Origin of the sequence: Streptomyces sp. NPDC008086 (genome assembly GCF_042957325.1) — a bacterium.
Lineage (GTDB): Bacteria > Actinomycetota > Actinomycetes > Streptomycetales > Streptomycetaceae > Streptomyces.
Map to the genome: position 1 here is coordinate 514,188 of NZ_JBIBIA010000008.1, position 17,978 is coordinate 532,165.

Here is a 17,978-nt window from a genome sequence, read left to right on the forward strand (position 1 = left end):
CGACCGAGGACTCAATGCGCTCACCGACGAGGACCTGACGGGTTCACCAGCGGATCGGCACCGGCAGCGCCGTCAGCAGCCCCGACACCGCGACCACCGCTCCGAGGGCGACGACCTCCGCCCGGGCGGGAGCGCAGGCGGTCAGCGGGTCGGCCGCCCGGCGCAGCCGGAACCGGGCCCACAGGGCGAGCCCGGCCACGGCCACCATCAGCAGCACCTTGGCCAGCAGGGCCCGCCCGTACGCCGTCTCGGTGAGCTGCTGGAGGATCGTGTCCGAGGGCATCCGGCGCAGCGAACTCCACACGCCCGTCGCCGTGATGGCGGCGAGCAGTACGGCCGCCACGCGCGCGTAGAGGCCGAGCAGAGCCGCCCCGGTCTCCCTGACGCCCCATCCGCGCAGCGTCCGCAGGGCGTGCAGCAGCCCGCCGACCCAGAGCGTCGCGCAGGCCAGGTGCACGAACGTCAGACCTGAGCCCAGCAGCGGACTGTGCTCGGTCGTGGGGTGCGCGCGCAACGCCTCGGCGACCACGACCGCGGCCAGCGGCCAGAGCTGGGTCGTGGGCCGACGGGAGAGGGCGCACAGCCCGGCCACGGCGAAGGCGTTGACCTCCAGCAGCGCCAGCCTGCCGTCGCGCGACGCGTACAGGCCGCCGACGTCGAGGTCCCCGAGGCTGTGCGGCACGAGGTTGCCCGTGGAGACGACCGAGGCGAGACCCAGGGCGGCGACGAAACCGGCCCCGGCCGTGTACGGCGCCCAGCTGCGGGGCGCGACCGTCGGAGCGCCCGGCACGGACCGGGCCAGCCGGTTCACGAACCGCTCGCCCACCGGGACGCACAGCGCCGCGAACAGCACCGTACGCAGCAGCGCGATCCCCTCGGTGCCGGGCGCGGCGGCCTCCCCCGTGCCGTTCAGCGCGACCGACGGCCCGAGCAGCGGGATCAGCGCCGCCACCGCCACCAGGACGAGAACGGCGACGGCCCGGCCGGCGCCGGGGCGCGCTCCCGGTTCACTCCCGTCGGCTACACCAAGGGAGGGTCTTGTCAATGTCACCTCATGATCTTCACAAAACATTACAGACTCGGGCAAGCACCGGAAAACAAGTGGTGGTGCGGCATTCCGCACGGAGGTACGGCTGCCGGGTCCTCGAACCTCAGACCCACCGCGCCGGATCCGCGCCCCAGACCCCCGGAGGCCGCGCCCAGTCGACCGGACCGCCCGCGAACGACACCGGAGGCAGGGCGTACCGCAACCGCCCGAGCGCACTGCCCCGCTCGTTCAGCCAGGTGTCGGCCGCACTGTCGGCCTCGTACGCGCCGTCCACCAGGCCCTCCTCCGGGCCAGGCTCAATCCCGTTCATCAGCCACTCCGCCGTACGCGCCAGCGCCAGCCGTACGCACCGCCCCCGGCTTTCCTCCTGCTCCAGCTGCTCGGTCAGCGCCTGCAGCACGGCCGCCGCCAACAGATACCCCGTCCCGTGGTCGAGGGCCTGCGCGGGCAGGGCGCCGGGCGAGCTCATGGCGGCCGGCTCGTCGGCCGTGCCCCTCGTCCCTCCCGCGGACCCCTCGATCGCCGCGATTCCGGTGGCGACCTGCACGAGGCTGTCGAACCCGCGCCGCTCGCGCCACGGCCCGTACGCTCCCCAGGCCGACAACTCCGCCACGACCAGCCCCGGCCGTCGCTCGGCCAGTGCCCGCGCCGACAGCCCGTACCGGTCGAGGGCGCCCGGCCGGTACCCCGTGACGACGACGTCCGCCGCCGCGAGCAGCTCCTCGAAGGCGCGCCGGTCGGCCGCGAGGTCCAGCGTCGCCGAGCGCTTCCCGAAGCCCGTGTCGGTGTGCTGGTCGGCCAGTTCGGGCAGCTGCGGCGCGTCCACGCGCAGGACGTCCGCGCCGAGCAGCGCGAGCGTGCGGGTGGCGACCGGGCCCGCGATGACCCGCGTCAGGTCCAGTACGCGGACCCCGGCGGCGGGCAGCAGGGGAGTGCCGTCGAGCGACGGCAGCGCACGCGCGCGTACCGTGTCCACTCGCTCGTGCTCGACCAGCGGCCGCCGGGCCACCGTGGCCGCCTGCTCGTGCGCCGCCCACTCCGCGGGCGTCCGCAGGGCCACCGCCAGCCCGCCGGCCGCGTACACGGCCTCCTCCACCTCCAGCGAGGAACGCTCGGCGAGGGCCGCCCCGACGGCGTCGGGATCCTCCTCGGTCACGCCCAGCGCGGCCAGCAGACGGGCCCGGTGATGGGGGTAGTTGGCATGCGTCCGCACCCAGCCGTCCGCCGTCCGCCAGAAGCGCGACAGCGGCGCGAACGTCACGGGCGCGCGCCCGTCGACCAGCAGATGCCGTTCACTCACGAACGCCGTGGCGACCGCCCCGTCGTCCAGTGTCACCCCGGGCACCTCGGCGAGCCCGGCCCGCCGCGCCCCGAGCTCCGCGGCGGCCAGCGCGCACGCACCTACACAGGCACGCGCCAACTCCCGCACGGGAAGGCGCGCCTGAAGCGCGCCCTCCCGCACCACGGTCGTCACCCGGGAGAGCAGGGCGGGATCTCCGCCCACTGCGGACCAGGCGAAATTGATTCCAGTCATGACTGCACTATGCAGTATTGACTGAATCAATATATTCAGTCGACGGCATCCAGCGCGTCAACGACGCCGAACCCGTAGAACCCGTTGAACCTCTTGCCGCCTTCGCACACCGCGTCCTGCTTGCCGTCGCCGTCCTGGTCGTACGACTCCGGGCAGCCCGGGTTGTCCGCCTGGGCCTTCAGGAGGGCCTGCAGCATCGCCGGAGTCGCCTTCGGATACCGGGACTTGAGCAGCGCGGCGACGCCGGAGGCATGGGGCGCGGCCATCGACGTGCCCTGCAGCCAGCCGTACTCGCCGTTCGGCATGGTCGACAGGATGCGGCCGTTCTGCGACGGAGTGTCCGTCGGGGTCTGGAACTTCCGGTCACCGCCCGGTGCCGCGACGTCGACGACGCCGTAACCGTAGGACGAGTAGTACGACTTCTCGTCCTTGACCCCGGTCGCGCTCACCGTGACCACGCCCGGCAGTTGGGTCGGCACGTCGAAGCACGTGTGCGGGTTGATCGTGCGGGTCACCGGCGTGGAGTCGTCGGGACTGGTCTCGTCCACGATGGAGTCGGCGTCCATGTCGTGGCCGGAGTTCCCCGCCGAGGCCAGGTTGAGCGTGCCCTTCCTCTGGGCGTACAGCTGGGCCCTGTTGACCGCGTCGACGATGGCCTTCTGGTCGGGGTCGTCCATGCAGTTGTACAGCCACGGGTCAACGTAGTAGCTGTTGTTCGTGATCTCCACGCCGTGGTCGGCGGCGAACACGAAGGCGCAGACGACGCTCTCCGGGTAGAACAAACCGTTCTTGGGGTCGCTCACCTTGATGCCGGCGACCTTCACACCCGGTGCCACCCCGGCGACGCCGATGCCGTTGCGGGCCGCGGCTATCTCGCCCGCGACATGCGTGCCGTGGTAGTCCTCGATCGGGTTGTACGGACGCCAGGCGCCCGCGCTGGTGTCCGGGACACCGCCGGCGCAGTTCGCCGACTGGGCCGCGGAGAAGTTCGGGGCCAGGTCCGGATGGGTGTCGTCGATGCCGGTGTCGATGACGGCGACGGTGACCTTCGAACTCCCCGGGTTGATCTTGGCGGCCTTGTCGGCGCCGATCGCCCGCAGGTCCCACTGGTCGGCCTCGAGGGGCTCACTGTCGGCCGCCGTCCCGGACACTCGCGTGGTCTTCGTGGCCTGCTTCTTCGTCAGCAGTTGGACGGGTCCCTCGTCCGTGGTGCCGGCGGCGGTCAGGGGTGTCGTACGCGTCGCGCCCGCCGACTGCACCGCGCGCACCGTGCGCATGACCTTGGCGAAGTCGGCGTTCGCCGAGTGGGCGACGATCACGCCGATCTTGTCGTACGAGGTCAGGACGGTGCCGCCGGCCGCCGCGACCGCCTTCTTCACCGACTCGATCGTGCGATGGTCCGGTCGGGTGTTGACGACATACGCCAGGGCGCTCGCGTCCGCGGCCTGCGCGGACGGCTCCTCGAGCGGTGCGGCCGAGGCCGCCGCCGGCAGGAAGCCGAGCGAGGCGGTCAGCGACAGGGCGAGGGGTACGGCGAGGCCGAGTCGGCGTCTGGACCGCAGATGAGCCATGGGTTCTCCACATCATCCGGAACGGGAAACCCGCCCGAGGCAGGGATGGGCGGCCGGGCAGGTACATGACGATTCGTGCTGGAGCGAAGCTATCCGTGATCTTCCGGGCCAGCAATCACCGATCCGAGCGACTTCGGAAAGAAGCCCTCGCGGTTGAACCGGCCCTCGCGTGGCGCCGTGACCTTGGGAAGGAGGCGCGAGCAGGATCGAGCCCCCTGTCGGATCACGCGCCGTGGCCCTAACATCGCCACCCGGCTCAGGTGATCCACGTCACCATGAGGAACAGAGCCCCATGCCCGTACCCAACTCGTCCCCACCCCCCGACCCGTCCCCGTCCACCGTCGCAACAGCGCCCGCAACGCGAGGAGACTCCGTGGCTACCGACGCACCGCCCCCCTCGAAAGAGACACACAAACTCCCCACCACCGAGGAGTTCACCGAGGTGCAGCAGAGTGCGGAGTTCGGTGAACTGCGCCGCTCCTACCGCTCCTTCGCCTTCCCGCTGACCGTCGCCTTCATCGCCTGGTACCTGCTGTACGTCCTGCTCTCCAACTACGCGGGCGACTTCATGGGCACCAAGCTGTTCGGCAACATCAACATCGCGTTCGTCTTCGGTATCGCCCAGTTCGTCACCACGTTCCTCATCGCCTGGTGGTACTCGCGCCACGCCGGCGCGAAGCTCGACCCCAAGGCCGAGGCCATCAAGACCCGTATGGAGGGTGACGCATGAGCCCCGCGATGACCCAAGTGCAGCTCGCCGCGAACGAGGCCAGCGAGCACCGGCCGCTGATCATCACCCTGTTCGCCTGCTTCGTGGTCGCGACCCTGTTCATCACCGTCTGGGCCGGCCGCCAGACCAAGGACGCAGCCGACTTCTACGCGGGCGGCCGGTCCTTCAGCGCCTTCCAGAACGGCCTCGCCGTCTCCGGCGACTACATGTCCGCCGCGTCCTTCCTCGGCATCGCGGGCGCCATCGCCCTCTTCGGCTACGACGGCTTCCTGTACTCCATCGGCTTCCTGGTCGCCTGGCTGGTCGCCCTGCTCCTGGTGGCCGAGCCGCTGCGCAACTCCGGCCGCTACACGATGGGCGACGTCCTCGCGTACCGCATGCGCCAGCGCCCCGTGCGCACCGCCGCCGGCACCTCCACGATCGTCGTGTCGATCTTCTACCTGTTGGCCCAGATGGCTGGCGCGGGCGTCCTGGTCTCGCTGCTGCTCGGCATCACCTCCGACGCGGGCAAGATCCTCATCGTCGCCCTGGTCGGCGTCCTGATGATCGTGTACGTCTCCATCGGCGGCATGAAGGGCACGACCTGGGTCCAGATGGTCAAGGCAGTGCTCCTCATCGGCGGCACCATCCTGATCACCTTCCTGGTCCTGCTGAAGTTCAACTTCAACATCTCCGACCTGCTCGGCAAGGCCGCCGAGAACAGCGGCAAGGGCGCCGCCTTCCTGGAGCCCGGCCTCCAGTACGGTGCCACCGGCACCTCCAAGCTGGACTTCATCTCCCTCGGCATCGCCCTGGTCCTCGGCACCGCCGGTCTGCCGCACATCCTGATCCGCTTCTACACGGTGCCCAACGCCAAGGCCGCCCGTAAGTCCGTGAACTGGGCGATCGGCATCATCGGCGGCTTCTACCTGATGACCATCGCCCTCGGCTTCGGCGCCGCGGCGCTCATCTCGCAGGACGAGATCATCGCGTCCAACCCATCAGGCAACACGGCCGCTCCGCTGCTCGCCCTGCACCTGGGCGGCGTGGACTCGGCGTGGGGCGCGATCCTGCTCGCCACCATCTCGGCCGTCGCCTTCGCGACGATCCTCGCCGTGGTCGCCGGCCTGACCCTGGCCTCGTCGTCATCGTTCGCCCACGACATCTACGCGAACGTGATCAAGAAGGGCCAGGCCACCGAGAAGGAGGAGATCCGGGCCGCCCGCCTCGCCACCATCGGCATCGGCGCCGTCTCCATCCTCCTCGGCGCCCTGGCTCGCGACCTCAACGTCGCCGGCCTGGTCGCCCTGGCCTTCGCGGTCGCCGCCTCCGCCAACCTGCCGACGATCCTCTACAGCCTGTTCTGGAAGCGGTTCACCACCCAGGGCGCTTTGTGGTCGATCTACGGCGGTCTGATCGTCGCCGTCGGCCTGGTGCTGTTCTCGCCCGTCGTCTCCGGCGACCCCAAGGCGATGTTCCCCGACGTCGACTTCGCCTGGTTCCCGCTGAAGAACCCGGGCATCATCTCCATCCCGTTCGGCTTCCTCATGGGCTGGCTCGGCACGGTCCTGTCCAAGGAAGAGCCGGACGCCGGCAAGTACGCGGAGCTGGAGGTCCGGTCCCTGACCGGCACCGGCGCCCACTGAGCGGCACCCCTGAGCGGCCGCGTCGTAGATCCCTACGACGCGGCCGCGTCGTACGTCGTGGGATCGGGCCGGTGTCGCTGTCGGTGCGGTCACGTAGGCTCACAGGTGACGGAAGTTGAATCTGGTCGTGACGAGGGAGGGGGCCCAGTGCTCATCGACACCTACGGCCGTGTGGCCACCGACCTGAGGGTTTCGCTGACCGACCGCTGCAACCTGCGGTGCACCTACTGCATGCCCGAGGAGGGCCTGCAGTGGCTGGCCAAGCCCGACCTGCTCACGGACGACGAGATCGTCCGCCTGATCGACATCGCGGTGACCTCCCTCGGCATCGAAGAGGTCCGCTTCACCGGCGGCGAGCCCCTGCTGCGCCCCGGCCTGGTCGGCATCGTCGAGCGGGTCGGCGCCCTGGAGCCCCGCCCCCAGATGTCCCTGACGACGAACGGCATAGGACTCAAGCGCACCGCGTCCGCCCTGAAGGCGGCGGGCCTGGACCGGGTCAACGTCTCCCTGGACACGCTGCGCCCGGACGTCTTCAAGACCCTCACCCGCCGTGACCGCCACAAGGACGTCATCGAGGGCCTGCACGCCGCCCGCGAAGCCGGCCTGACCCCGGTCAAGGTCAACTCGGTCCTGATGCCGGGCCTGAACGACGACGAGGCCCCCGACCTGCTGGCCTGGGCGGTCGAGCACGACTACGAACTGCGCTTCATCGAGCAAATGCCCCTGGACGCCCAGCACGGCTGGAAGCGCGACGGCATGATCACCGCCGGGGACATCCTGACCTCCTTGCGCACCCGCTTCGAGCTGACCGCCGAGGGCGCGGAGAAGCGCGGCTCGGCCCCGGCGGAGCGCTGGCTGGTCGACGGCGGCCCGCATGTGGTGGGCGTGATCGCCTCCGTCACCCGCCCGTTCTGCTCGGCCTGCGACCGCACCCGCCTGACGGCCGACGGTCAGGTACGCACCTGCCTGTTCGCCACCGAGGAGACGGACCTGCGCGCGGCTCTGCGCTCGGGCGCCCCGGACGAGGAGATCGCCCGCATCTGGCGGCTGGCGATGTGGGGCAAGAAGGCGGGCGCGGGCCTGGACGACCCGTCGTTCGTCCAGCCGGACCGGCCGATGTCAGCCATCGGTGGTTGAGGAGCCCTCCCCGGAGTCCTCTTCCCACTCCTTCAACAGGACGACGTCCTTCAAAAACCCCCGCACTCCGAGGAACTGCGACAAATGCTCGCGATGCTCCTCACAAGCGAGCCACGTCTTGCGTCGCTCCGGCGTATGAATCTTCGGATTGTTCCACGCCAACACCCACACGGCGTCGGCACGGCACCCCTTGGCGGAGCAGATCGGCGTCTCGTCACTCACAGATTCGTCTCACAGATTCGCGCACAAAAAGGCGACGCCGAGCAGCCACGGGGGGAGCTGCCCGGCGTCGGTCCGTCGCTCCGACGGGGGATGCGGAGCGCCTACGAAGTATGTCACGGGTAACCCGCCGCCCGGCACCGGAACAACACTATTGATCTGAGCTTTTCCTGAGCTTGGCGCGGACTCGCCTTCCGGAAGGCACCGGTCCGCGAAGTCACACCCCGTCGCGGGGTTTGCTTTGTGCGCCCGGCGCGGAGTCACCCACGACATCTTCCGGGACGGATTCCGCGAAACCGTCATTCGTCCGTGACGGCGCGATCATCGGCCGCACATGCGCGGTCACGAACGTCGACGGCAGAGACGGCGCATTCTCCCGCCCCGCGTTCGCGATCACCACCGCGATATACGGCAGCACCGCACCGAGGACCAACGCCACGATCGCGACGTGCCGTTCGACGTTCCACAGCGTGGCCGCGAGAATCACCGACACCGTACGGACCGACATCGAGATGATGTACCGGCGCTGTCGCGCGCGCACATCATCGTGGAGACCCGCCCGGGCTCCGGTGATCCGGAACACCTCGGTGTTGCCGCTCGCATGCAGCTTCCGCATCACATTCCACCATCCGCCCGCATCGGACTCTCCCCCTGCCCGCACCCGTCCGCCCCCGGTCGGGGACCCTGGCCGGGACACCTTCCACGGTACGCCTCGCCTCCGCCGCCTACGAGACCGGGGCCCCTGCCACCTGGGGGAACGCCGTGAGCCGTAACGCGTACGGCCGCACCCGACATGCGACGTACCCCGCTCGGACCAACACTGGGCGTACTGCTCACCCCGAGCCGTGCGAGGAGGCAGCCATGGGCTGGTTGTGGGCGATCATCGTCGGATTCGTGCTGGGCCTGATCGCGAAGGCCCTCATCCCGGGCAAACAGCACAGCCCTCTCTGGCTGACCACCATCTTCGGCATGCTCGGCGCCATCGTCGGCAACGCCGTCGCCCGCGGATTCGGTGTCGACGAGACCAGGGGCATCGACTGGAGCCGGCACGTCTTCCAGATCGTCGCCGCGGTGATCATCGTGTACGCGGGGGACATGCTGTACATGTCGACGCTGGGCAGGCGGAAACAGCAACAACGGTGAGGCGGGCAACGCCGTGGGGGACGCGCCGCAAAGGGGCGCGGGGCTGCTTCAAATGTGTGGCTGGTCGCGTGGACGCGACCAGCCACAACCGCAGATCACCGCACCCCTGTGGCGCAATTCGAAACGGCGCCCCCGCGGAGCGCTACGCTCCCGTGACCTCCACGGCCGCCAGGTTCTTCTTCCCTCGCCGCAGCACCAGCCACCGCCCGTGCAGCAGGTCCTCCTTCGCGGGCACCGCGTCCTCGGCCGCGACCTTCACGTTGTTCACGTAGGCCCCGCCCTCCTTCACGGTCCGCCGCGCAGCCGACTTGCTGGCCACCAGCCCGACCTCGGCGAGGAGATCGACGACCGGGCCGAGCTGCCCGACCTGGATGTGCGGCACCTCGGACAGGGCCGCCGTCAGCGTCCGGTCGTCCAGCTCCGCCAGCTCGCCCTGCCCGAACAGAGCCTTCGACGCGGCGATCACGGCGGCCGTCTGGTCGGCCCCGTGCACCAGCGTCGTCAGCTCCTCGGCCAGCGCCCGCTGCGCGGCCCGAGCCTGCGGCCGCTCCTCCGTCTGCTTCTCCAGCTCCTCGAGCTCCGCGCGGGACCTGAAGGACAGGATCCGCATGTACGTCGAGATGTCCCGGTCGTCCGCGTTCAGCCAGAACTGGTAGAACGCGTACGGCGTCGTCATCTCCGCGTCGAGCCAGATGGCACCGCCCTCGGTCTTGCCGAACTTGGTGCCGTCCGCCTTGGTCATCAGCGGCGTCGCCAGCGCGTGCACATGGGCGTGCGGCTCCAGCCGGTGGATCAGGTCCAGACCCGCCGTGAGGTTGCCCCACTGGTCGCTGCCGCCCTGCTGGAGCGTGCAGCCGTGCCGCCGGTACAGCTCCAGGAAGTCCATGCCCTGGAGCAGCTGGTAGCTGAACTCCGTGTAGCTGATGCCCTCCTCGGACTGGAGCCGACGGGCCACCGAGTCCTTCGTGAGCATCTTGTTGACACGGAAGTGCTTGCCGATGTCGCGCAGGAACTCGATGGCCGACATGCCGGCCGTCCAGTCCAGGTTGTTCACCATCACCGCGGCGTTGTCGCCCTCGAAGGACAGGAACGGCTCGATCTGCGCGCGCAGGCGGTTCACCCAGTTCGCGACCGTCTCCGGGTCGTTCAGCGTGCGCTCCGCCGTCGGGCGCGGGTCGCCGATCTGGCCCGTGGCACCGCCCACCAGCGCCAGCGGGCGCAGGCCCGCCTGCTGGAGGCGGCGCATGGTCAGGACCTGGACCAGGTGGCCGACGTGCAGGCTCGCCGCGGTCGGGTCGAAACCGCAATAGAACGTGACGGGACCGTCCGCGAGAGCCTTGCGCAATGCGTCCTCGTCAGTGGACAGGGCGATCACGCCGCGCCACTTCAGCTCGTCGACGATGTCCGTCACGGTTCTCGTGTCTCCTCGATGATCTTCGGCCAGTCGGATGACAGCCGACTGCAAACGCCTACGAGGTTATACGCCCTGACTGACAGAGCTCATGTTGAAATCGGGGACGCGCAGCGCCGGCATCGCCGCCCTGGTGAACCAGTCGCTCCACTCCCGGGGCAGGGTCTTCTCCGTGCGCCCCGCCTCCGTCGCCCGCCCCAGCAGCCCCACCGGCGACTCGTTGAACCGGAAGTTGTTGACCTCGCCGGTCACCTCGCCGTTCTCGACGAGGTAGACACCGTCCCGGGTCAGGCCGGTGAGCAGCAGCGTCGCCGGGTCGACCTCGCGGATGTACCAGAGGCAGGTCAGCAGCAGCCCCCGCTCGGTGTTCGCGACCATCTCCGCCAGCGAGCGGTCCTCGCCGCCGTCCAGGATCAGGTTGTCGGCCCCGGGCGCGACCGGCAGACCGGTCAGGCCGGCACTGTGACGGGTGGTCGTGAGGTGCTTGAGCTCGCCGTCGCGCATCCACTCGGTGGCGGCGATCGGCAGCCCGTTGTCGAACACCGACTGGTCCCCGCCGGAGGAGTGCGCGATCACGAAGGGCGCGGACTCCAGACCCGGCTCGTTCGGGTCGCTGCGCAGGGTCAGCGGCAGTTCGCTCAGCTTCTCCCCGACGCGCGTCCTGCCGCCCGGCTTGGAGAACACCGTGCGGCCCTCGACCGCGTCCCGCCCCGACGCCGACCACATCTGGTAGATCAGCAGGTCCGCCACGGCGGTCGGCGGCAGCAGCGTCTCGTAGCGGCCCGCCGGCAGCTCCAGGCGCCGCTCGGCCCAGCCGAGGCGTACGGCCAGCTCCGCGTCTAGCGCCGTCGGGTCCACGTCCTTGAAGTCCCGTGTGGAGCGCCCCGCCCACGCCGAGCGGGTGCGGTCCGGGGACTTGGCGTTCAGCTCCAGCGTCCCGTTGGGCTGGTCGTGCCGCAGCCGCAGCCCCGTGGACGTGCCGACGTACGTCGACACCAGCTCGTGGTTGGCGAAGCCGTACAGCTCCCGACCGCCCGCACGCGCGCGGGCGAACGCCTCACCGAGCGCCGGGGCGAAGTCGGCGAACACGTTGGACGACGTCTCGGCCGGGGTGTCCGTGAAGTCCGGTGACGCCGGTGCGTCCGCCACCAGCGGCTGCGCGTCCTCGGCGGGCCCGGCAGCGCGCGCGGCGGCCTCGGCGGCCCGCACCAGCGGCTCCAGCTCGTCGGCGGTCACCGCGGACCGCGACACGACCCCGGAGGCCGTGCCCTCCTTGCCGTCGACGGTCGCGACGACGGTGAGCGTCCGCCCGCGCGTGACGCCGTTCGTGGTCAGCGCGTTCCCGGCCCAGCGCAGATTGGCGGTCGACTGCTCGTCGGCGATGACGACACACCCGTCCGCGCGGGACAGCTCCAGGGCCCGCTCGACGATCTCGTGCGGCTTGTTGGTGCGGGTGCTCATCGACCGGCCTCCTGCGTGGTGTTGAGGATGTTGACGCCCTTGAAGAGGGCCGAGGGGCAGCCGTGCGAGACCGCCGCGACCTGCCCCGGCTGGGCCTTGCCGCAGTTGAAGGCGCCGCCGAGCACATAGGTCTGGGGACCGCCGACGGCCGCCATCGACCCCCAGAAGTCCGTGGTCGTCGCCTGGTAGGCCACGTCCCGCAGCTGACCGGTGATCCGCCCGTTCTCGATCTTGAAGAACCGCTGTCCGGTGAACTGGAAGTTGTAGCGCTGCATGTCGATCGACCAGGACCGGTCGCCGACGACGTAGATCCCGCGGTCCACGCTCCCGATCAGGTCCTCGGTCGACATCCCGGCCGGATCCGGCTGCAACGAGACGTTGGCCATGCGCTGCACCGGCACATGGCCGGGGGAGTCGGCGAACGCGCACCCGTTGGAGCGCTCGAACCCGGTCAGCTTCGCGATCCGCCGGTCCAGCTGGTAGCCGACGAGCGTGCCGTCCTTGACCAGGTCCCAGGACTGGCCGGCGACGCCCTCGTCGTCGTAGCCGATGGTCGCGAGGCCGTGCTCGGCGGTGCGGTCACCGGTGACGTTCATCAGGTCGGAGCCGTACCGGAGCTTGCCGAGCTGGTCGAAGGTGGCGAAGGAGGTGCCGGCGTAGGCGGCCTCGTAGCCGAGGGCGCGGTCCAGTTCGGTGGCGTGCCCGATGGACTCGTGGATGGTCAGCCACAGGTTGGACGGGTCGACGACGAGGTCGTACGGCCCCGCCTGAACACTCGGCGCCCGCATCTTCTCGGCGAGCAGGGCGGGGATCTGCTCCAGCTCGCCCTCCCAGTCCCAGCCGGTCCCCGTCAGGTACTCCCAGCCGCGTCCGACCGGCGGCGCGATGGTGCGCATGGAGTCGAACTCGCCGCTGGACTCGTCGACCGACACGGCCGTCAGCTGCGGGTGCAGCCGGACGCGCTGCTGGGTGGTCACGGTCCCCGCGGTGTCGGCGTAGAACTTGTTCTCGTGGACCGTCAGCAGCGAGGCGTCCACGTGGTTGACGCCGTCCGCCGCCAGCAGCCGCGCGCTCCAGTCCGCGAGCAGCGCCGACTTCTCCTCGTCGGGCACGGAGAACGGATCGATCTCGTACGACGAGATCCAGGTCTTGTCGGCATGCACCGGCTCGTCGGCGAGCTCCACCCGCTCGTCCGACCCGGCCGCCTTGATCACCTGCGCCGACAGCTTCGCCATCGCCACCGCCTGCGAGGCCACCTTGGCCGCGGCGTCCAGCGTCAGGTCCACCCCGGACGCGAACCCCCAGGTCCCGCCGTGCACCACCCGCACCGCGTACCCGAGGTCGGTGGTGTCCGACGACCCGGCGAGCTTGGCGTCCCGCAGCCGCCAGGACGCGCTGCGCACCCGCTCGAACCGGAAGTCCGCGTGCTCGGCACCGAGCGCACGCGCGCGTGCCAGGGCGGCGTCGGCCAGGGCGCGTAGCGGAAGCGCCGTGAAGGCTTCGTCGATCGTATGAGGCACGGAGGTCTCCCTGCTGTCGTGGCCTGTCGGCACCGATCATGTCGCGCGGGCGGGGCCACGGACCACACGTTTCCGGCTGGAGCCGGCATCTTTCTGTAGGGACCCGACAGCGACACCGGTACGCCACTGTCGGTGCCCGAATGTCCCCGCACCGGACCGGCCCGATAGGTTTTCGGGGAAGCCGCCTGTCATCCAGCTGTTCGGGCGGATGTGTCAGACCCCTATCGAAAGGGTGATCCGTTGAGCCGCTCGGTTCTCGTCACCGGAGGCAACCGGGGCATCGGCCTCGCCATCGCCCGCGCTTTCGCCGACGCCGGCGACAAGGTCGCCATCACATACCGCTCGGGTGAGCCGCCGGCGGGCTTCCTTGCCGTCAAGTGCGACATCACCGACACCGAGCAGGTGGAGCAGGCCTACAAGGAGATCGAGGACGCGCACGGGCCCGTCGAGGTGCTCGTCGCCAACGCCGGCATCACCAAGGACCAGCTCCTGATGCGCATGTCCGAGGAGGACTTCACCTCGGTCATCGACACCAACCTCACCGGCACCTTCCGCGTCGTCAAGCGCGCCAACCGCGGCATGCTGCGCGCCAAGAAGGGCCGCGTGGTCCTCATCTCCTCGGTCGTCGGTCTGTACGGCGGTCCCGGCCAGGCCAACTACGCCGCCTCCAAGGCCGCCCTGGTCGGCTTCGCGCGCTCCCTCGCCCGTGAGCTGGGCTCGCGCAACCTCACCTTCAACGTCGTGGCGCCCGGCTTCGTCGACACCGACATGACCAAGGTGCTCACCGACGAGCAGCGCGCGAACATCGTGTCGCAGGTCCCGCTCGGCCGGTACGCGCAGCCCGAGGAGGTCGCCGCCGCCGTGCGCTTCCTCGCCTCGGACGACGCCTCGTACATCACTGGAGCCGTCATCCCCGTTGACGGCGGACTGGGAATGGGTCACTGATCACCATGAGCGGAATTCTCGAGGGCAAGCGCATCCTGATCACCGGTGTGCTGATGGAGTCCTCCATCGCCTTCCACACCGCCAAGCTGGCCCAGGAGCAGGGCGCGGAGATCATCCTCACCGCCTGGCCCCGGCCCACGCTGACCGAGCGCATCGCCAAGAAGCTGCCCAAGCCGGCCAAGGTCCTGGAGCTCGACGTCTCCAACGACGAGCACCTCGCCCGTCTGGAGAGCCAGGTCCGAGAGCACCTGGGCGACCGGCTCGACGGCATCGTGCACTCCATCGGCTTCGCGCCGCAGGACGCGCTCGGCGGGAACTTCCTGAACACGCCGTTCGAGTCCGTGGCCACCGCCATGCACGTCTCCGCCTTCTCCCTGAAGTCGCTGACCATGGCGCTGCTGCCGCTGATGACCGAGGGCGGCTCCGTCGTCGGCCTCACCTTCGACGCGCAGTTCGCCTGGCCGCAGTACGACTGGATGGGCCCCGCCAAGGCCGCGCTGGAGGCCACGAACCGCTACATGGCGCGTGACCTCGGCAAGCACGAGATCCGCTGCAACCTGATCTCGGCGGGTCCGATCGGCTCCATGGCCGCCAAGTCCATCCCCGGCTTCGCCGAGCTGGCGTCCGTCTGGGACAGCCGCTCCCCGCTGGAGTGGAAGCTGGAGGACCCGGAGCCGGCGGGCAAGGGCGTCGTCGCCCTGCTGTCGGACTGGTTCCCGAAGACCACCGGCGAGATCGTCCACGTGGACGGCGGCCTGCACGCCATCGGCGCCTGATCTCCCGTACGCCGTCCGACGCCCCGTTTCCCGCCCGTGCGCGGGGAGCGGGGCGTCACCCGTTCGGCCTATCCGGCCGGGCGGGCCGGGCCCACAACCGCGCACTCTGGAGTACGCGTTCACTTCGCGAGCCCCTCCCCACCACGGCCGAGGAGGTCCCCTTGTGCGCTTCTCCCGCCGCCTGGCCTCAACGACCGTCGCCGTCGCTCTCGTACTGCCCCTGTCGTACGACGCGATAGCCCACGCGCGCGTGCACACCGCGGAAGCGGAGCCCGACGACCCGTTCGGCGCCGCCTGCCGCATACGCGTCACCGGCTCCCAGGTGACCGCGTACTGCCACAACCCCTATCCGGAGACCGACAGCGTGAGCCTGCATGTCGAGTGCGCCCGCTGGTGGGACCTCGACAGCGACGGCTCCTCGGTGGACGCCGAGCCGGCGCAGACCGTACGGCTGACCGGGCGCTGCTGGAAAGAGGTCGCCTCGGTGTGGGTCAGCCACCGGCAGGAGAGCTGAAGCGCCCCGGACGGCACAGGAACGGATAGCTCGCCGCCTCCGCCGCGGCGGCCTCCGCGTCACCCGCGCGGATCGCGTCGACCAGCCGCGCGTGGTCCATGTGCGTCTCCGGCGTCAGCTCCTGGCCGACGTCCTCGCGCAGCCAGTCCCGCAGCACCTCGCCCAGGTCGGCGTACATCGCGGTCATCACGTCGTTGTGGGAGGCCGCCACCACCGCCAGATGGAAGGTGGCGTCGGCCGCCACGAACGCCTCCGCGTCACCCGACTCCCAGGCTTCCTCGCGCCGCACCAGCAGGGCGTCCAGCTGCTTGAGGTCCTTCTCCGAGCGTCGCTCGGCGGCCAGCTTCGCGGCGGCCGACTCCAGCGTGGAGCGCAGCTCCGCGATGTGCCGGGGGTCGGCGTCGGCGAAGCGGCGGTGCATGACGCCGGCCAGCTCGCTGGTGGCCACCACGTAGGTGCCGGAGCCCTGGCGGATGTCCAGCAGGCCGTTGTGAGCGAGCGCGCGGACGGCCTCGCGGACCGTGTTGCGGGCCACGCCGAGCTGCTCGACCAGCTCGGGCTCGGTCGGGATGCGGGCGCCGACCGGCCATTCGCCCGAGGTGATCTGGTTCCGCAACGCCGCGATGACCTGCTCGGACAGCGCCGAACGACGGGGGTGGCTCAAAGGCATGGCACACCTTCGCACGGGAGGACGGGCACTGGGCGACCCGGAGGTGGACAACCAATCATCCTATGATTCTATGATGGGCCTCATGGCACGCGAGGAACACCGGACGGCGACGTCCACGCGAATACGTACGGCCCAGACCCGCGGCGCCGAGGCTCCCACCTCCGCACGGCCCGCCACGCGCGCGTGGACGACGCGGCTCGTGGTGCTCGGCATCGTGCTGACCGCGTTGAACCTCCGCCCCGCCATCACCAGCCTCGGCGCCCTCCTAGAAGAGGTCCGCGACGGGCTCGGCATGAGCGGCAGCGTGGCCGGACTGCTCACCTCCGTGCCTCCGCTCTGCTTCGCCCTCTTCGGCGTCACGGCCCCCCGGCTCGCCCGCCGCTTCGGCCCCGGCGCCGTGGTCTGCGCCGGCATGGCCGCCATCACCGCCGGGCTGCTCCTGCGCCCGTACGTCGGCAGCACGGCCGGCTTCCTGGCCGCCAGCGCCCTCGCCCTCATGGGCATCGCGCTCAGCAACGTCCTGATGCCGGTCATCGTCAAGCGCTGGTTCCCCGACCGGGTCGGTTCCATGACCGGTCTGTACTCGATGGCCCTCGCCCTCGGCACGGCGTCCGCGGCGGCCGTCACGGTGCCCATGACCGAGGCGCTGGGCGGCAGTTGGCAGACCGGGCTCGCGGTGTGGGCGGGCCTCGCGGCGTTGGCCGTACTGCCGTGGATCCCCCTCGTGCGGGACCGCCACTCCGACGGGGAGCGGCGCCGGGACGGGGACCACGGCCGGGGCGGGGGAGCGGCGCCCGTCGTCTCCGCCCAGGAGAAGCACGCGCGCGTGCAGGCGCCCACGCTGCGGATCACCCGGAGCCGCACCGCCTGGGCCCTCGCCGTCTACTTCGGCCTCCAGGCCACCGGCGCCTACATCACCATGGGCTGGATGGCGCAGATCTTCCGCGACGCGGGCGTGCACGCCGGCACGGCGGGGCTGCTGCTCGCCGTCACCATGGTCATGGGCGTACCGCTGGCCTTCGTCATCCCGCGCCTCGCCACCCGACTGCCCCACCAGGGCCCGATCGTGCTCGCGCTGGGCGTCTGCGGCCTCGTGGGCTACGCCGGCCTGTACCTCGCGCCGGTCACCGGCTCCTGGGCCTGGGCCCTGCTGCTCGGCGTCTCCAACTGCTCGTTCCCGCTGGCCCTCACCATGGTCGGCATGCGGGCCAGGACCAGCGCGGGCGTGGCCCAGCTGTCGGGCTTCGCGCAGAGCACCGGCTACCTGATCTCCATCCCCGGGCCGCTGCTGGTGGGCGTGCTCTACCAGCACAGCGGCGGCTGGGGGCTGCCGATCGCCCTCATGGCCGGCCTGATGATCCCGCAGATGGCGGTGGGCGTCCTGGCGGGACGCGACCGCACCGTGGAGGACGAGGCGGCCCGCTGAGCGTCACCCCGGCGCACCCGCCGCGGACCGCGGGTGCGAGACTTGCCGCATGCCAGTGCTCGACCCGAACCCCCAGAACGGCCAGAAGAAGATGCTGCTCGTCTTCGGTGCCTTCTTCGCCATCTTCGTGATCATCGCCATCGTGGCGACGATCGCGGCGCCCTGAGACGGGGTGAACGACCCCCTGACGCGTGGCCCGTCGCCGCCCGCCCCCCGGCAGGATGGTCAAGCCTGTGGTGGGGCTAGCA

The 17,978-nt window shown here is 70.5% G+C and carries 18 protein-coding genes; 9 read left to right on the forward strand and 9 right to left on the reverse strand.

Features of this window, described 5'->3' with window-relative positions; genetic code table 11:
• Positions 1 to 43: 43 nt before the first annotated feature.
• From ACFZBP_RS29790 to ACFZBP_RS29800, 3 genes are all read right to left on the reverse strand, one after another.
• Positions 44 to 1,051, reverse strand: coding sequence for a CopD family protein (locus tag ACFZBP_RS29790; RefSeq protein WP_391417549.1), 1,008 nt, complete (start codon positions 1,049 to 1,051; stop codon positions 44 to 46).
• A 100-nt stretch (positions 1,052 to 1,151) separates the two neighbouring features.
• On the reverse strand, positions 1,152 to 2,582 hold the full coding sequence (locus tag ACFZBP_RS29795) for a CoA transferase (protein WP_391417551.1): 1,431 nt from the start codon (positions 2,580 to 2,582) through the stop codon (positions 1,152 to 1,154).
• 35 nt (positions 2,583 to 2,617) lie between these two features.
• A complete protein-coding gene (locus tag ACFZBP_RS29800; protein ID WP_391417553.1) occupies positions 2,618 to 4,153 on the reverse strand; it encodes a S8 family serine peptidase in 1,536 nt (511 codons plus the stop codon).
• Between the two features lie 373 nt (positions 4,154 to 4,526).
• On the opposite strand from ACFZBP_RS29800, the gene ACFZBP_RS29805 reads away from it, so the two are divergent.
• The 3 genes from ACFZBP_RS29805 to moaA all read left to right on the forward strand — a co-directional run bounded on the left by ACFZBP_RS29805 (position 4,527) and on the right by moaA (position 7,645).
• Positions 4,527 to 4,883: a DUF485 domain-containing protein gene (locus ACFZBP_RS29805; RefSeq protein ID WP_383445564.1), complete on the forward strand. Its 357-nt coding sequence runs from the start codon at positions 4,527 to 4,529 to the stop codon at positions 4,881 to 4,883.
• A complete protein-coding gene (locus tag ACFZBP_RS29810; RefSeq protein ID WP_383445567.1) occupies positions 4,880 to 6,508 on the forward strand; it encodes a cation acetate symporter in 1,629 nt (542 codons plus the stop codon). Before ACFZBP_RS29805 ends, ACFZBP_RS29810 begins: the two co-directional genes overlap by 4 nt.
• A gap of 147 nt (positions 6,509 to 6,655) precedes the next feature.
• Positions 6,656 to 7,645: a GTP 3',8-cyclase MoaA gene (gene moaA / locus ACFZBP_RS29815; RefSeq protein WP_391417555.1), complete on the forward strand. Its 990-nt coding sequence runs from the start codon at positions 6,656 to 6,658 to the stop codon at positions 7,643 to 7,645.
• On the opposite strand, the gene ACFZBP_RS29820 is transcribed toward moaA, so the two are convergent.
• Together ACFZBP_RS29820 and ACFZBP_RS29825 are read right to left on the reverse strand one after the other, a co-directional pair.
• Positions 7,628 to 7,867 carry a hypothetical protein gene (locus ACFZBP_RS29820; RefSeq protein WP_391417557.1) on the reverse strand — a complete coding sequence of 80 codons (240 nt, stop codon included), beginning with the start codon at positions 7,865 to 7,867 and terminating at the stop codon, positions 7,628 to 7,630. The two genes, moaA and ACFZBP_RS29820, sit on opposite strands and share 18 nt — an antisense overlap.
• Before the next feature lie 214 nt (positions 7,868 to 8,081).
• Positions 8,082 to 8,480 carry a DUF3099 domain-containing protein gene (locus tag ACFZBP_RS29825; protein ID WP_391417559.1) on the reverse strand — a complete coding sequence of 133 codons (399 nt, stop codon included), beginning with the start codon at positions 8,478 to 8,480 and terminating at the stop codon, positions 8,082 to 8,084.
• Positions 8,481 to 8,725: 245 nt separating this feature from the next.
• Between ACFZBP_RS29825 and ACFZBP_RS29830 the strand changes: the two genes are divergently transcribed.
• A complete protein-coding gene (locus ACFZBP_RS29830) occupies positions 8,726 to 9,007 on the forward strand; it encodes a GlsB/YeaQ/YmgE family stress response membrane protein (protein ID WP_383445579.1) in 282 nt (93 codons plus the stop codon).
• A gap of 142 nt (positions 9,008 to 9,149) precedes the next feature.
• On the opposite strand, the gene tyrS is transcribed toward ACFZBP_RS29830, so the two are convergent.
• From tyrS to ACFZBP_RS29845, 3 genes are all read right to left on the reverse strand, one after another.
• On the reverse strand, positions 9,150 to 10,418 hold the full coding sequence (gene tyrS / locus ACFZBP_RS29835) for a tyrosine--tRNA ligase (RefSeq protein WP_383445582.1): 1,269 nt from the start codon (positions 10,416 to 10,418) through the stop codon (positions 9,150 to 9,152).
• A gap of 66 nt (positions 10,419 to 10,484) precedes the next feature.
• Positions 10,485 to 11,879 (reverse strand): metallopeptidase TldD-related protein, encoded by a 1,395-nt coding sequence (locus tag ACFZBP_RS29840; RefSeq protein WP_391417562.1) that lies wholly within the window; start codon positions 11,877 to 11,879, stop codon positions 10,485 to 10,487.
• Positions 11,876 to 13,399, reverse strand: a complete 1,524-nt coding sequence (locus ACFZBP_RS29845; RefSeq protein WP_383445588.1) for a TldD/PmbA family protein — start codon at positions 13,397 to 13,399, stop codon at positions 11,876 to 11,878. The genes ACFZBP_RS29840 and ACFZBP_RS29845 overlap by 4 nt, the downstream gene beginning before the upstream one ends.
• A gap of 240 nt (positions 13,400 to 13,639) precedes the next feature.
• On the opposite strand from ACFZBP_RS29845, the gene fabG reads away from it, so the two are divergent.
• The 3 genes from fabG (at position 13,640) to ACFZBP_RS29860 (ending at position 15,634) form a co-directional block, all read left to right on the forward strand.
• Positions 13,640 to 14,344 (forward strand): 3-oxoacyl-[acyl-carrier-protein] reductase, encoded by a 705-nt coding sequence (gene fabG, locus ACFZBP_RS29850; protein ID WP_062725711.1) that lies wholly within the window; start codon positions 13,640 to 13,642, stop codon positions 14,342 to 14,344.
• A 5-nt stretch (positions 14,345 to 14,349) separates the two neighbouring features.
• Complete coding sequence (gene fabI / locus ACFZBP_RS29855) at positions 14,350 to 15,120, forward strand: enoyl-ACP reductase FabI (RefSeq protein WP_391417565.1); 771 nt, start codon at positions 14,350 to 14,352, stop codon at positions 15,118 to 15,120.
• Positions 15,121 to 15,283: 163 nt separating this feature from the next.
• Positions 15,284 to 15,634 carry a hypothetical protein gene (locus ACFZBP_RS29860; RefSeq protein WP_391417567.1) on the forward strand — a complete coding sequence of 117 codons (351 nt, stop codon included), beginning with the start codon at positions 15,284 to 15,286 and terminating at the stop codon, positions 15,632 to 15,634.
• Here ACFZBP_RS29860 and ACFZBP_RS29865 read toward each other — a convergent pair.
• Entirely contained in the window at positions 15,612 to 16,304 is a 693-nt protein-coding gene (locus ACFZBP_RS29865) for an FCD domain-containing protein (protein ID WP_391417569.1), read from the reverse strand. The two genes, ACFZBP_RS29860 and ACFZBP_RS29865, sit on opposite strands and share 23 nt — an antisense overlap.
• Before the next feature lie 70 nt (positions 16,305 to 16,374).
• On the opposite strand from ACFZBP_RS29865, the gene ACFZBP_RS29870 reads away from it, so the two are divergent.
• Together ACFZBP_RS29870 and ACFZBP_RS29875 are read left to right on the forward strand one after the other, a co-directional pair.
• Positions 16,375 to 17,730 (forward strand): CynX/NimT family MFS transporter, encoded by a 1,356-nt coding sequence (locus ACFZBP_RS29870; protein ID WP_391417571.1) that lies wholly within the window; start codon positions 16,375 to 16,377, stop codon positions 17,728 to 17,730.
• A gap of 49 nt (positions 17,731 to 17,779) precedes the next feature.
• Positions 17,780 to 17,896: an SGM_5486 family transporter-associated protein gene (locus ACFZBP_RS29875; protein WP_107083970.1), complete on the forward strand. Its 117-nt coding sequence runs from the start codon at positions 17,780 to 17,782 to the stop codon at positions 17,894 to 17,896.
• The last annotated feature ends 82 nt before the right edge of the window (positions 17,897 to 17,978 follow it).

Bases quoted from the DNA above. Each gene is read 5' to 3' on its own strand.
- ACFZBP_RS29875 (WP_107083970.1), top strand. From the start codon at position 17,780: ATGCCAGTGCTCGACCCGAACCCCCAGAACGGCCAGAAGAAGATGCTG.
- ACFZBP_RS29825 (WP_391417559.1), bottom strand. From the start codon at position 8,480: ATGCGGAAGCTGCATGCGAGCGGCAACACCGAGGTGTTCCGGATCACC.
- ACFZBP_RS29800 (WP_391417553.1), bottom strand. From the start codon at position 4,153: ATGGCTCATCTGCGGTCCAGACGCCGACTCGGCCTCGCCGTACCCCTC.
- ACFZBP_RS29795 (WP_391417551.1), bottom strand. From the start codon at position 2,582: ATGACTGGAATCAATTTCGCCTGGTCCGCAGTGGGCGGAGATCCCGCC.
- fabI (WP_391417565.1), top strand. From the start codon at position 14,350: ATGAGCGGAATTCTCGAGGGCAAGCGCATCCTGATCACCGGTGTGCTG.
- ACFZBP_RS29810 (WP_383445567.1), top strand. From the start codon at position 4,880: ATGAGCCCCGCGATGACCCAAGTGCAGCTCGCCGCGAACGAGGCCAGC.
- ACFZBP_RS29870 (WP_391417571.1), top strand. From the start codon at position 16,375: ATGATGGGCCTCATGGCACGCGAGGAACACCGGACGGCGACGTCCACG.
- ACFZBP_RS29865 (WP_391417569.1), bottom strand. From the start codon at position 16,304: ATGCCTTTGAGCCACCCCCGTCGTTCGGCGCTGTCCGAGCAGGTCATC.
- ACFZBP_RS29840 (WP_391417562.1), bottom strand. From the start codon at position 11,879: ATGAGCACCCGCACCAACAAGCCGCACGAGATCGTCGAGCGGGCCCTG.
- ACFZBP_RS29830 (WP_383445579.1), top strand. From the start codon at position 8,726: ATGGGCTGGTTGTGGGCGATCATCGTCGGATTCGTGCTGGGCCTGATC.